Origin of the sequence: Commensalibacter sp. M0355, assembly GCF_016101365.1 — a bacterium.
In the GTDB taxonomy this organism is placed as follows: domain Bacteria; phylum Pseudomonadota; class Alphaproteobacteria; order Acetobacterales; family Acetobacteraceae; genus Commensalibacter; species Commensalibacter melissae.
This window is the reverse complement of sequence record NZ_JACFQQ010000001.1, coordinates 537748-550655: the sequence shown is the minus strand read 5'-3', so window position 1 is coordinate 550655 and position 12908 is coordinate 537748. Positions and strand designations below refer to the sequence as shown.

The following is a 12908-nucleotide window of genomic DNA, read 5'->3' as shown; positions in this document are numbered from 1 at the left end:
TCAATCTCTATATTTGATTTCATGTATCATAAAAAGTTATGCTGGGTAGATTATTCCCGATGGAAATCCCGTCTTTCAATCCATGAAGATGAATGGCTGTTCAATTCGGAATCTTTGACAAAACGGTTAATTCGTTTAAGTCAAAATCAATTTTCATTAAAGCGTCTGTCTGAACAAAAACAAAAAATCAGGGAAGATGAATGCGGGATATTAGAGGTTGGTTATCCAAGTCTGAAACAGGTCAGGCAGGTTGTTTTGGAGGGACAAGGTCAAGCCTGGATATATGCCCGTAGCATTATCCTGTCCAAAGGGGAGGATCTCAGGGGAAACCTTTTTCAGGCAATTGGCAATAAACCGCTCGGGTCTGTATTATTTCAAAAAGATGTTTTTGAAAGGTCAAAAATTGAAATAACAAAATATCCTAGAGAACTCCTGCCAATAGATTATCGCCATGTTGATTTATGGGCAAGAAGATCGGTATTCATTTGTTCCAGTCAATCAGTACTTGTGCAAGAAGTATTTTTACCGGATTTATGGAAACATATAGTCAATAAAAAAAAGCAGGTTTGTAATAATCACCTGCTTTAGTTAAGAAAATAACCTTAGAATTTTAATGATTAAAATAAGATTGCAGCGGGGCCACGTCCAGTTTGCCTTCACGCAAAGCCGCAATGGCATGGACGGCGGCGGCGGCACCTGCCATAGTTGTATAGTGGGGTATATTATGGGTCAGCGCGGAATGGCGTATGTCGAAACTATCGGCGGTTGCCTGTGCACCCTGAACAGTATTGATAATTAGCTGGACTTCTCCGGAAAGGATCGCGTCGACACAGTGTGGACGACCCTCCAATACCTTGTTAACCACCTTGGCTTCAATACCAGCATTCTTTAAGGTTTCAGCTGTTCCACGTGTGGCCAGAATTTTAAATCCCATTTCTGTCAGTTTTCTGCCCAGAGGCAATAGAGAGGGCCGATCACTATGACGTACCGAAAGGAAAACATTGCCTGTTAAGGGTAAGGTTACACCGGCACCCAATTGAGATTTTGCAAAGGCACGTTCAAATGACGTGTCAATACCCATGACTTCACCTGTAGATCGCATTTCAGGGCCGAGAATGATATCTATATTGGGAAACCGTGCAAAAGGGAACACCGCTTCTTTAACGGCGACATGACCTCTAACAGAACGCTGTTTTAACGAAAAGGATCTCAATTTTTCCCCGGCCATGATTCTTGCCCCAATCTTGGCAATGGGTACCCCGGTTGCCTTTGCAACAAATGGAACAGTTCTTGAGGCGCGTGGATTGACTTCCAATATGAATATTTCATTATTCTTGATTGCATATTGTACATTCATCAATCCAACAATCCCCAAAGCTTTTGCCAGGGTCGTGGTTTGTGCCTGCAATTCTGTTACCAAGGCGGGTGAAAGGGTGTAAGGTGGAATAGAGCAGGCACTGTCACCAGAATGAATGCCGGCTTGCTCGATATGTTCCATTACACCGGCGACATAGACATCCTCTCCATCGGCCAGACAGTCTACATCGGTTTCAATGGCATCATTAAGATATTGGTCAATCAATAATGGGCCGGAAGATACATCGACACCAGCAGAGGAAAGAACCTCATTCAGATAACGATGCAGACTATTTCTATCATGGACAATTTCCATGGCTCGTCCACCCAGCACATATGAGGGGCGAATAACCACTGGATAACCGATTTTTTCCGCAATTATTTCGGCATCTTCGGCATTATGAGCAATTCCATTTGACGGTTGCCGTAAACCAAGTTTTTGTAACAGGGCCTGAAAACGTTCCCGATCTTCTGCAAGATCAATAGCATCCGCTGGAGTACCCAATAGGGGGATGTTAGCTTCTTCCAGTGCTTTGGAGAGTTTAAGTGGCGTTTGTCCACCATATTGCACGATACATCCCTTTACGACCCCTTTTTCCTGTTCGCGACGAATAAGCGCAATGACATCTTCTGCCGTTAGAGGTTCAAAATAAAGACGGTCAGACGTGTCATAATCGGTTGAGACAGTTTCAGGGTTGCAATTGACCATAATGGTTTCATATCCCGCTTCCCTTAAAGCATATGAAGCATGAACACAGCAATAATCAAACTCAATGCCCTGTCCAATACGGTTGGGGCCACCCCCCAAAATGACGATTTTTTCCCGATCAGTTGGATGGCTCTCGCAAATTGGTGTATTAAAACCACCCTCATAGGTTGAGTACATATAAGAAGTGGAAGAGGCAAATTCACCCGCGCAGGTGTCAATTCGTCTGTAAATTGGATTAACGTTGAGTTTTTGACGATATTGCGCGATTTCCTTTTCTGACTTTTGTGTCAATTCTGCAAGCTGTTTGTCAGAAAATCCCATAGCCTTGATATTTCTTAGTTCAAATGGGTCAGAGGGCAATCCGTTTTTCTCGATCTGATTTTCAACAAGAATAATCTGTTGAAGTTGTTGTAAAAACCATGGATCAAAATGGCAGGCTTCATGGATATTTTCCAGTGAGATTCCCGCACGGATGGCTTGAGCGGCCACTAGAATTCGATTGGGTCTTGGTTGGGAAAGAGCTGCACGGAAAGAATCTTCGTCACCATCTCCGGGAATGGTTACCGGATTAAGTCCCGTCAAGCCGATTTCCATAGAACGCAGACCTTTTTGAAGTGCTTCCGGGAAGCTACGTCCGATAGCCATCGCCTCACCAACAGATTTCATGCTTGTATTGAGTAGGGCAGGGGTACCAGGAAATTTTTCAAAGGTAAAGCGGGGAATCTTAACTACAATATAATCAATGGTTGGCTCAAAAGAAGCAGGTGTTGTTTTGGTAATATCGTTTTTGAGTTCGTCAAGGGTGTAACCTACCGCCAATTTGGCCGCAATTTTGGCGATGGGAAAACCGGTGGCCTTTGAAGCCAGAGCGGATGAACGCGAAACCCGGGGATTCATTTCAATAATGACCATACGTCCATTTTTTGGATTCAGACCGAACTGAACATTTGATCCACCTGTATCAACCCCAATCGCTCTCAGGCATGCAATCGAGGCATCCCGCATGCGTTGATATTCTTTATCGGTGAGAGTCAGTGCCGGTGCGACGGTGATTGAATCCCCGGTATGAATTCCCATGGGGTCAATATTTTCGATGGAACAGATGATGATACAGTTATCCGCCTTATCACGGACCACCTCCATTTCATATTCTTTCCATCCAACAATACTTTCCTCAATCAGGACTTCTGTTGTTGGAGAGGCATCCAAACCTGCACTGATAATATTTTCAAATTCATCCGTGTTGTATGCAATACCGCCCCCAGATCCACCCAGAGTAAAAGATGGACGGATGACCACAGGTAATCCAATTTTCTTTAAGGATTCTCTTGCCTCTTCCATAGAATGAGCAATGGCGCTGCGAGGGCTTTCAATGCCAATGGCATCCATGGTCTCACGAAATTTCAAACGATCTTCCGCCCGGTCGATAACATCGGCTTTTGCGCCAATCAGCTCAACATTATTTTTTTCTAGAAAACCTGATTTTGCAAGGGAAATGGCGGTATTTAAAGCTGTCTGTCCTCCCATGGTTGGTAAAATGGCATCGGGTTTTTCTTTCAGAATAATGCGTTCTACCGTTTCAGGAGTAATTGGCTCGATATAGGTTGCATCAGCCATATCAGGATCTGTCATGATTGTCGCTGGATTCGAATTCAATAAAATTACGCGATACCCTTCTTCCTTCAGGGCCTTACAGGCTTGGGCACCCGAATAGTCGAATTCGCAGGCCTGGCCAATAACAATTGGACCAGCACCAATAATCATGATTGAAGATATATCAGTTCTTTTAGGCATATTGGTTACTCTATGATCTTTTATGGGAAGAGGAATGCTGATCCATCAATTCAACAAAGCGTTTGAAAAGATAATGGCTATCGGTTGGGCCGGGGCTTGCTTCTGGATGATATTGTACGGAAAAGGCCGGATAAATCTTTGAGGCAATCCCTTCGTTGGAATGGTCGAACAAATTGATATGCGTTTCGTGTACGGTATCGGGTAAGCTTTTTGGGTCAACAGCAAAACCGTGATTTTGGCTGGTAATTTCAACCTTGCCCGTCTTTAAATCTTTAACAGGTTGATTTGCCCCGCGATGTCCCTGATCCAGTTTGTAAGTTTTACCGCCCAAGGCATGAGCCAAAAGCTGATGGCCAAGACAAATTCCGAAAATTGGAATATTTCTTTTTAGCAACTCCCTTAAAACTGGAACTGTATAATGAGCTGTTGCCGCTGGGTCTGCAGGCCCATTCGAAAGGAAAACACCATCAGGGCTATAGCTCAATATTTCCTCAGTTGATACTGTAGCGGGAACAACGACAAGGTCACATCCGACATTGACAAGATTACGAAAAATATTATATTTTGCACCGTAATCAATGGCCACGACTTTATAGGCAGGCTTGTTTTGATTTTTTTTATCGCTTTTCCAGCACCAGACATCTTTTTTCCAGGAATGGGATTTTGGACAAGTAACCTCTTTTGCGAGATCCATTCCCTTTAATCCAGGCCATCTTTTAATTTGTTTCCGTAAAAATTCCAGATCAAAATTTCCATCTTCAGGCCAGAAGATCAAAGCATTCTGTGGGCCTTTTTCACGGATAAGGAGGGTAAGGGCACGAGTGTCAATTCCATAAATTCCTGTCACATTTTGCTTTTTAAGCCAGCTGTTTAAATGACTGGTCGATCTCCAGTTGGAAGGTTCAGTAATTTTTTCTTTGATGATCAGTCCTTTTGCAACAATTGTATCTGCCTCGTTATCATCGTCGTTAGTACCTACATTTCCAATGTGTGGAAAGGTAAAGGTAATAAGCTGGCCAGCAAAAGATGGATCTGTGAGGGTTTCTTGATATCCCGTCATTCCGGTAGAAAAGCATATTTCTCCAAGGGCAAGGTTGTTTTTTGAAGAATGGGCACCAAATCCCATTCCCCACAAGACGGTTCCATCCTCCAGTAAAAGGATGGCATTTGCTTTTGATGGGCGTTGGGTCTTTAAGCTGATAGAATTATCGTCATAATTATTTTTTTCAGGTTGCAAATCTTTTAAAGTTAATCCTGTTGCTTGTATTATTGTAGCCCAGTGTTTAGAAGGAATGGCATGAGCCTGCTTCCATTTGCGAATTGCTTCGGTAGAGACTCTGGCAATCTTGGCCGCCTTTTCAATACCGCCGAGCTTGGAAATAACTGTGTCAATATCTGTCATGTCCCTAGACCTTATGTTGGACGAATATAATTATTAATATATGTATATAGGATTGGGAAAAAAAATCCCAGCGCTGAATGTAAATAAATATGATAGGAATTTTTTTCCTTATCAAAAAATGCTATACTTTAAGAATGGAGAAAGAAATGAGTTTGCGTGAACGTTTTAAAGAAGAATTGAAAACCGCCATGAAGGCTAAAGAGGCAGGTAAAGTCGCCACGTTACGGATGATTGGGGCCAAATTGAAGGATCTGGATATTAATGCTCGTCCAAAGGGCATTGATCAGGTTGGCGAAGATGAAATTATCGCGATGCTTAAAAGTATGGTAAAGTCCCGTCGTGAATCTGTGGAAATGTACCAAAAGGCAAATCGTCAGGATTTGGTTGAAAAGGAGCAGGGGGAAATCACGATTATTGAAACGTTTTTGCCTGCGCAACTAAATGAAGATCAAATGCGGGACGTTGTAGATGAGGCAGTGGAAAAGACAGGAGCCTCGTCTATTAAGGAAATGGGCAAGGTTATGGGTTACCTAAAGGAAAATTATGGTTCTGTTCTTGATTTTTCTAAGGTAAACGGATTGGTGAAGGCTAAACTCTCTTAATTTATTTAGGGTGATTTGTGGCGTTTGATCAAAGATTTCTGGAAGAATTGCGGCAACGTATCCCGATTCATACCGTTATCGGACGGAAAGTAAAACTTACTCGTTCAGGGCGTTTCTGGAAAGCGTGTTGTCCTTTTCATGGGGAGAAAACACCTTCGTTTTATATTTATGAGGATCATTTTCATTGTTATGGATGTGGTGTCCATGGTGATGTTATTTCCTTTGTTATGCAAAGTGAGGGAAGAACCTTTGGTGAGGCAATTAAAGAGCTTGCCGCGCTGGCGGGATTGGATATTCCTGAACAGACATATCAGGACAGGCAAAGGATTGAAAAACAGCATAGTTTATACGATGTTATGCTTGCCGCACAGGATTATTATCGTTTGGTCCTAGATACACCTTTGGCTAAGACAGGTAAGCAATATCTACTTGAACGCGGAATTCTGAAAGAAACTTTTGAAACGTTTAAACTGGGATGGTCTGGAGATGGTCGTGGAGGTCTTATCCATTTCTTAAAGGAAAAAGGATATGATCTTGAACTTATTGGAGAGGCTGGACTTCTACGAAAAAAATCTGATACTGAATGGGGTGGGGAGCTATTTTTTAATCGAGTAATTTATCCCATTCATGATCGTAAGGGTCGACCTATCGCTTTTGGCGGAAGAATTATTGGCGATGGACAGCCGAAATATTTGAATAGTCCGGAAACCCCTTTATTTTCAAAGCGTCGTACCTTATTTGGGCTAAATCATTTATCATCACTTTTTGTGAGAAAGGAGGTGGATCCATTATATAATACAGTTCTCGTTGTTGAAGGGTACATGGATGTCATTGCGTTATATCAGGCAGGATTTCATGGAGCGGTTGCACCATTGGGTACGGCTTTGACAAAAGATCAGATGGGTTTGTTATGGCGTGTAACCCCCGAACCCGTTCTCTGTTTTGATGGGGATAGGGCTGGGCACAAGGCCATGTTGCATGCAGCTGAGGAATCTTTACCGATTTTAACTTCTGAACATACATTGAATTTTTTGACACTTCCCGAAGGTGAGGATCCTGACAGTTTTGTTAAGAATCAGGGTGGAGAGGCATTTTTAAGGCTTATTCCTAAAAAACAATCCTTATGTGATGCCATATACGGGATTGTATCGGCTCATGTGGATATAAAATCCCCTGAACAACGGGCTGCGTTGAAAACGCGGCTAATTTCAATTGCTCAGCATATTGATGACAAGATTCTGTCAAAGGAATATCGCCGTATTTTATTGGATCGCTTTTATCAGCAATTCTATCCAAAAGCCGACCGATATGGAACATTTGCAAAAAAAACTGATGTAAATTTGTCAAATCGGATTCAAAAAATTGATAAGGAACAGATTGATTATAAAAGGATTTGCATTTTATTCGCTATCTTGCTGCATTATCCAGAACTTCTTTTTTCTGTGGAGTCCGCTTTTTGTCAGCTAGACTTGCCTGCAAAATTTATTAAGTTGAGAGAATTTTTTGTTGGAATTCCTTTTGAAGGAACGACCTTAGATGATAGAATAAATTTCCTTGAAAAAGAGGGTTTTTCTGATTTAATTAATGCAATTAATGATGAATTTTCTATTTCTTCTTCAGATCAATTATCGCAAAAATTTGATTTACATTTAATTGAAAAACAATGGTGGCATTTCTATGGGTTATTGAATATTCAGGAACTTGAAAACCAGGTTGAGCTGGCTCGCAAAGCATGGGTTGAATCTCCAGATGAACAGCATCAGAATATTTTTGTCGCACGTGTAAAAGCCCTTGAAATTGCCAGGACAGGTTCAAACAATGAACAGGAGGATGATTTCTTATAATAATTGTTAGCTAGGGATATGATAAAGACTTGATTTATCTTTCCGTAGATATCATGTCTAATATATGTTGCTTTAGATTTGGCTGTAAATGTTGTTTAGTAATTCTGTATAGTATTCATCGTGCGAAAGTCAGTTTTGTGAGCCAATGTTAATATTAGCAAGCATATAAATTTTATAAATAATTTAAAGCATACCTTAAAGGTAAGTTTGAAGTTAAGGTTTAGGTAGAATTAGGAAGCTTTTTTGAGGCAAAAATGGCAGTCACAACACCATCTAAAATTGAAGAAAATTCAAGTGATAACGATACAAATGTTTTGGATACACAATCCGCTGTTGTAAAACGTTTGATAAGTAAAGGGAAAGAGCGCGGTTACGTAACTTTAGATGAATTGAATGCTATCTTGCCCCAAGATAAAATGTCTTCTGAACAGATTGAAGATGTTATGGCTATTTTTTCAGAAATGAACATCCAGATTATAGAGAATGAAGAAGAGGATGCGGATGGTGAAGAATCCGAAAATGAGTCAGATAAAGATGATTCGGAAGAAACGGTTGCAACTGAAACGAATACAGGTCGAACTGATGATCCCGTTAGGATGTATTTGCGTGAAATGGGGGCGGTAGAGCTTCTTTCGCGTGAGGGGGAAATTGCCATTGCCAAGCGGATTGAGGCTGGACGGAACCAGATGATTGGGGGATTATGCGAAAGCCCCCTGACTTTTAGGGCAATCATTGGGTGGTATGAACAGTTAAAAACCGAAGAGGTGCTGTTAAGGGATATTGTAGATCTGGAAGCAACTGAGAATGAATATGACCAGGTTGAATTGTCAAATATGGATGATTCTTTGTCCGCTTCGCTTGATCATGATACTTCTGACGACAGTGAGGAGGAAAATGAGGATGGTGAGGAAACGGAGAGTGGCGCGGATGAAGAAAATAATCTTTCTCTTGCTGCTCTAGAGGAAAAGCACAAGGACGAGATCCTCAAACATTTCAGTGAAATTGAAAAGAACTATCCCAAGTTATATGAGTTACAGGCTCAGCGCTTGGAAACGATTCAGGCCGGTGAAAAACTTACCAGTAAATTTGAGACAAAATATGAGGCTTTAAGGGATAAGCTTATTGAAGAGGTTCAGCAAATTCATTTGCAAAGTAATAAAATCGAATTTCTTGTTGAACAGTTGAAAACGGTTTCCAAAAAGCTTGCCAGCCTAGAGGGAAGTATGTTGCGTGCAGCGGAAAAATGCAAAATTTCCCGTGATGACTTTTTATCAAAATATCATGGTCATGAATTGAATCCTGACTGGCTTGAAGCGGTTGGAAATTTACCTGGCAAATACTGGAAACTTTACGTTGAAAAATACGGTAAAGAAATTGGTCAATATCGTGATCAAATTGCCGAGCTTTCTCAAAAGGTGGGATTGCCGGTAACAGAATTTAGACGGGTTTTTTCTACAGTTTCGTATGGTGAGCGAGATGCGTCTCGTGCCAAGAAAGAAATGATCGAAGCGAATTTGCGCTTGGTCATTTCAATTGCAAAGAAATATACGAATTGTGGATTGCAATTTTTGGATTTGATTCAAGAAGGCAATATTGGTTTAATGAAAGCGGTTGATAAATTTGAATATCGTCGGGGATATAAATTTTCAACCTATGCAACTTGGTGGATTCGTCAGGCAATTACCCGTTCAATTGCCGATCAGGCTCGAACAATCCGTATTCCTGTTCATATGATTGAAACAATAAATAAATTAGTGCGGACTTCACGACAGATGCTGCATGAAATTGGCAGGGAACCAATGCCGGAAGAGTTGGCGGAAAAACTCGGGATGCCTCTGGAAAAGGTAAGAAAAGTATTAAAAATTGCTAAGGAACCTATTTCACTGGAAATTCCAGTGGGTGATGAAGAGGATAGCCATTTAGGGGACTTCATTGAGGATAAAAGTGCTGTTATTCCATTGGATGCGGCAATCCAGACAAATTTGCGAGAGGCGACGACACGTGTTCTGGCTTCCTTGACCCCAAGGGAAGAACGCGTTTTGAGAATGCGTTTTGGTATTGGGATGAATACAGATCATACGCTGGAGGAGGTTGGACAGCAGTTTAATGTCACACGTGAACGTATTCGCCAGATTGAGGCAAAAGCCTTGCGTAAATTAAAACATCCAAGTCGTAGTCGTAAATTACGGTCATTTTTGGATGACAACTAAGATCCAATAAGATTTTTTCAATTTGATACAACTCTTAAAATTGTAGTCTTCTATATAGATATTTTCTAATAAACAATAAGGAAACTAATTATTTATGGAAGATTATAGTTTATAGGACTTGCATTTTTTTATTTTTTATGGTTTTTAGAAATCTTCTTTCCTGCCAAGGTTTAACGGCTATGCCTTGGCTATACCCGCTAGATGAAAGAATATATGCCAATAATTTTTTGGTAATTGGGTTGAAGTCAGCCGAAGGGAGATATTATGCCATTATATGAATGCGTGTTTATTGCACGTAATGATGTGACTCAACAACAAGTTGAAGACATTGCTAATGGAATTGCTTCTTTGATTGAAAATGAAGAAGGTTCCGTTAAAAAACGCGAATATTGGGGATTACGCAACCTTGCTTATAGAGTCAAGAAAAACCGTAAAGGTCACTATATGCTCTTGGGCATTGATGCTAAACCAGAAACCATCAAGGAAATTGAACGTCAATTTAATCTGAATGAAGATGTTTTACGTTTCCTGACCCTAAGAGTGGAAGAAATTGATGATACACCTTCTCCAACACTTTCACGTAAAGGGGATGAAAAGGAACGTACTTCAAATCGTTCTGTATCAAAAGCATCCGGTCGCTTTGACAGTGGTCGTAAACATGCTTCAGAAGATGAAGATGCTTCCGATCTGGTTGACGAAGAAGTGGTTGTTTCTTCAATCGAAGTTGAAAAGGATAGGGAGGCTTAATTCATGTCAGAAGAAATTCAGGTAAATATAGCTGCACGTCGTATTGCTGTTGGTGCTCGTCGTCCTTTTCATCGCAGACGCAAAACATGTCCTTTTTCATCAGCAAATGCACCAAAGATCGACTATAAGGATATTCGTTTGTTATCTCGTTTTCTATCAGAAAGCGGTAAAATCGTTCCAAGCCGTATTACAGCCGTATCCGCAAAAAAACAGCGTGAATTGGCACAGGCAATTAAACGTGCCCGTTTCCTCGCTTTATTGCCATTTGTTCAGGATTGAGGAGGAACATTAATATGTCTGCAACTGAAGTTATCCTACTTCAAAGAATAGCAAAATTGGGGCAAATGGGGGATGTTGTTAAAGTTAAGCCTGGTTATGCCCGTAACTATTTGCTTCCTCAAGGTAAGGCCATTCGTGCAACAGCGATAAATCGTGAACGTTTTGAAAGAGAACGTAGCCAGCTTGAAGCACAAAACATTAAACATCGTGAAGAAGCTGAACGCCTCTTGGAACGTTTGGAGGGACTTTCTGTAACGATTATTCGTCAGGCAGGTGAAAGCGGAAACCTTTATGGATCTGTTTCCGCACGGGATATTAGCGAAGGTGTTTCCAAGGAAGGGTTAACGATTTCACGTCAACAGGTTGAAATTCACCATCCAATTAAGATGTTGGGATTATATCAGGTGAGAGTTCAACTTCATCCTGAGATCCATTTGGATGTTAAAGTTAATGTTGCCCGTTCCGCCGAAGAGGCTGAGCGTCAGGCACAAGGTGAAGCAACGGCTGTGGAAGTTTTTGAAAATACACCACAGGATGAGCCAACTGAAGCGGTTTCAGAGGAAAAAGCTGTTTCTGAATAAAACATTTTGAATATATTCTGTTTTCATGGAATTTTGATAAAACGAGAGGTTTATCCTCTCGTTTTTTTTATCTGTTAATGAATAATTTTTTGCGATATCATTGATTTACAAATGGAAATAATTTTTTTCATATGATTATTCTATTTTTTCAAAATGATAAGAAATAAGCAAGATATGATGAAATTAATGGATTCAATTTTTAAGCATTTGATAAAAAAAGGATATTTGGAGGTTATTTATCCTGATAAGCATAGTAAATTTTATGGACATGCACAAAGTAAGCATTATGCCTGTGTTGAATTGCTAACACTTGAAATATGCAAACGATTACTCATAAATCCTGGGTTGGCTTTTGGTGAGGGTTATATGAGTGGCGAAATCCGTCCTGTCAATTGTTCAATTTACGATGTTCTGAATATTTTAATGAGTAATGATTTATCTCATGATCATATCGGTGAAAAAATTGCTTCCATATGGCGATATAGCAAACGGTTCTGGTCACAATTAAATCGTATTCAGCAATCCCAGAAAAACGTTGCACATCATTACGATTTAAGAAAAAATTTATATGAGCTTTTTCTGGATCAAGATTTGCAGTATTCATGTGCTTATTTTAAAAATGGAAATGAAAATCTGGGGGAGGCTCAGAAAGCAAAGAAAATACATATTGCCAATAAGCTTTTGTTAAATAAACCCAATCTAAAAATTTTGGATATCGGTTGTGGTTGGGGCGGCATGGCTTTATTCCTTGCCAGAGAATATGATGTGGAAGTAACAGGGATAACACTTTCCCAAGAACAATTGCAAGTTGCCAGGAATCGAGCCAAAGAGGAAAAGCTACAAGATAAAGTTCAATTTTATTTAACGGATTATCGGCTGGTCAAGGGATCTTTCGATCGGATTGTATCAATTGGTATGTTTGAACATGTGGGTATACATTACTATACGGATTTTTTTAAGGAAATTAAAAATATATTGATGCCTGACGGAGTTATGCTTCTTCATTCCATAGGTCGATCAGATGGTCCAGGCTCGACAAATGCATGGATTAATAAATATATATTTCCTGGCGGTTATTCTCCTTCGTTAAGTGAGACATTTGCTGCTATTGAAAAAAACGGCTTATGGGTAACTGATTGTGAAATTCTGCGTTTACATTATGCAAAAACCATTCATTTTTGGTTAGGGAATTTTAAAAACCATCAAAAGGATATAATTGCTATGTATGATGAAAAATTCTATAGAATGTTTGAATTTTATTTATCAGCGGCAGAATTGTCTTTTTATTACCATAATCATATGAATTTTCAGTTGCAAATTTCCCCTTCCTTAACCGCCGTACCTTTGACACGAAATTATATGTTTGAAAAATAAGTGTCCAAGT

Annotated in this window: 10 protein-coding genes; 8 read left to right on the top strand and 2 right to left on the bottom strand. The window is 40.2% G+C overall.

The window, feature by feature from the left end; genetic code table 11:
• The first annotated feature begins 21 nt into the window (after positions 1–21).
• On the top strand, positions 22–588 hold the full coding sequence (locus H3T44_RS02640) for a chorismate lyase (protein WP_198195905.1): 567 nt from the start codon (positions 22–24) through the stop codon (positions 586–588).
• Between the two features lie 22 nt (positions 589–610).
• Here H3T44_RS02640 and carB read toward each other — a convergent pair whose 3' ends face one another.
• On the bottom strand, positions 611–3859 hold the full coding sequence (carB, locus tag H3T44_RS02635) for a carbamoyl-phosphate synthase large subunit (RefSeq protein ID WP_198195903.1): 3249 nt from the start codon (positions 3857–3859) through the stop codon (positions 611–613).
• 10 nt (positions 3860–3869) lie between these two features.
• A complete protein-coding gene (gene carA, locus H3T44_RS02630) occupies positions 3870–5261 on the bottom strand; it encodes a glutamine-hydrolyzing carbamoyl-phosphate synthase small subunit (RefSeq protein ID WP_155567163.1) in 1392 nt (463 codons plus the stop codon).
• A 146-nt stretch (positions 5262–5407) separates the two neighbouring features.
• On the opposite strand from carA, the gene H3T44_RS02625 reads away from it, so the two are divergent.
• From H3T44_RS02625 to H3T44_RS02595, 7 genes are all read left to right on the top strand, one after another.
• Complete coding sequence (locus tag H3T44_RS02625; protein WP_198195901.1) at positions 5408–5863, top strand: GatB/YqeY domain-containing protein; 456 nt, start codon at positions 5408–5410, stop codon at positions 5861–5863.
• 17 nt (positions 5864–5880) lie between these two features.
• Positions 5881–7707, top strand: a complete 1827-nt coding sequence (gene dnaG, locus H3T44_RS02620; RefSeq protein ID WP_198195899.1) for a DNA primase — start codon at positions 5881–5883, stop codon at positions 7705–7707.
• A 254-nt stretch (positions 7708–7961) separates the two neighbouring features.
• Positions 7962–9917, top strand: coding sequence for an RNA polymerase sigma factor RpoD (rpoD, locus tag H3T44_RS02615; protein WP_110438358.1), 1956 nt, complete (start codon positions 7962–7964; stop codon positions 9915–9917).
• Between the two features lie 264 nt (positions 9918–10181).
• A complete protein-coding gene (gene rpsF, locus H3T44_RS02610) occupies positions 10182–10664 on the top strand; it encodes a 30S ribosomal protein S6 (protein WP_198195898.1) in 483 nt (160 codons plus the stop codon).
• A 3-nt stretch (positions 10665–10667) separates the two neighbouring features.
• Positions 10668–10943 (top strand): 30S ribosomal protein S18, encoded by a 276-nt coding sequence (gene rpsR / locus H3T44_RS02605; protein WP_110438356.1) that lies wholly within the window; start codon positions 10668–10670, stop codon positions 10941–10943.
• A gap of 14 nt (positions 10944–10957) precedes the next feature.
• The gene (rplI, locus tag H3T44_RS02600; protein ID WP_198195897.1) at positions 10958–11524 is read left to right on the top strand and encodes a 50S ribosomal protein L9; all 567 of its coding nucleotides are present in this window, start codon (positions 10958–10960) and stop codon (positions 11522–11524) included.
• Positions 11525–11698: 174 nt separating this feature from the next.
• Positions 11699–12898 (top strand): cyclopropane-fatty-acyl-phospholipid synthase family protein, encoded by a 1200-nt coding sequence (locus tag H3T44_RS02595; RefSeq protein ID WP_198195896.1) that lies wholly within the window; start codon positions 11699–11701, stop codon positions 12896–12898.
• The last annotated feature ends 10 nt before the right edge of the window (positions 12899–12908 follow it).

What these genes read in the sequence shown, in the direction of transcription:
- rpsR (WP_110438356.1), top strand. Translation starts at nt 10,668, where the DNA reads ATGTCAGAAGAAATTCAGGTAAATATAGCTGCACGTCGTATTGCTGTT.
- H3T44_RS02625 (WP_198195901.1), top strand. Translation starts at nt 5,408, where the DNA reads ATGAGTTTGCGTGAACGTTTTAAAGAAGAATTGAAAACCGCCATGAAG.
- H3T44_RS02595 (WP_198195896.1), top strand. Translation starts at nt 11,699, where the DNA reads ATGATGAAATTAATGGATTCAATTTTTAAGCATTTGATAAAAAAAGGA.
- carA (WP_155567163.1), bottom strand. Translation starts at nt 5,261, where the DNA reads ATGACAGATATTGACACAGTTATTTCCAAGCTCGGCGGTATTGAAAAG.
- rpsF (WP_198195898.1), top strand. Translation starts at nt 10,182, where the DNA reads ATGCCATTATATGAATGCGTGTTTATTGCACGTAATGATGTGACTCAA.
- carB (WP_198195903.1), bottom strand. Translation starts at nt 3,859, where the DNA reads ATGCCTAAAAGAACTGATATATCTTCAATCATGATTATTGGTGCTGGT.
- rpoD (WP_110438358.1), top strand. Translation starts at nt 7,962, where the DNA reads ATGGCAGTCACAACACCATCTAAAATTGAAGAAAATTCAAGTGATAAC.
- rplI (WP_198195897.1), top strand. Translation starts at nt 10,958, where the DNA reads ATGTCTGCAACTGAAGTTATCCTACTTCAAAGAATAGCAAAATTGGGG.
- H3T44_RS02640 (WP_198195905.1), top strand. Translation starts at nt 22, where the DNA reads ATGTATCATAAAAAGTTATGCTGGGTAGATTATTCCCGATGGAAATCC.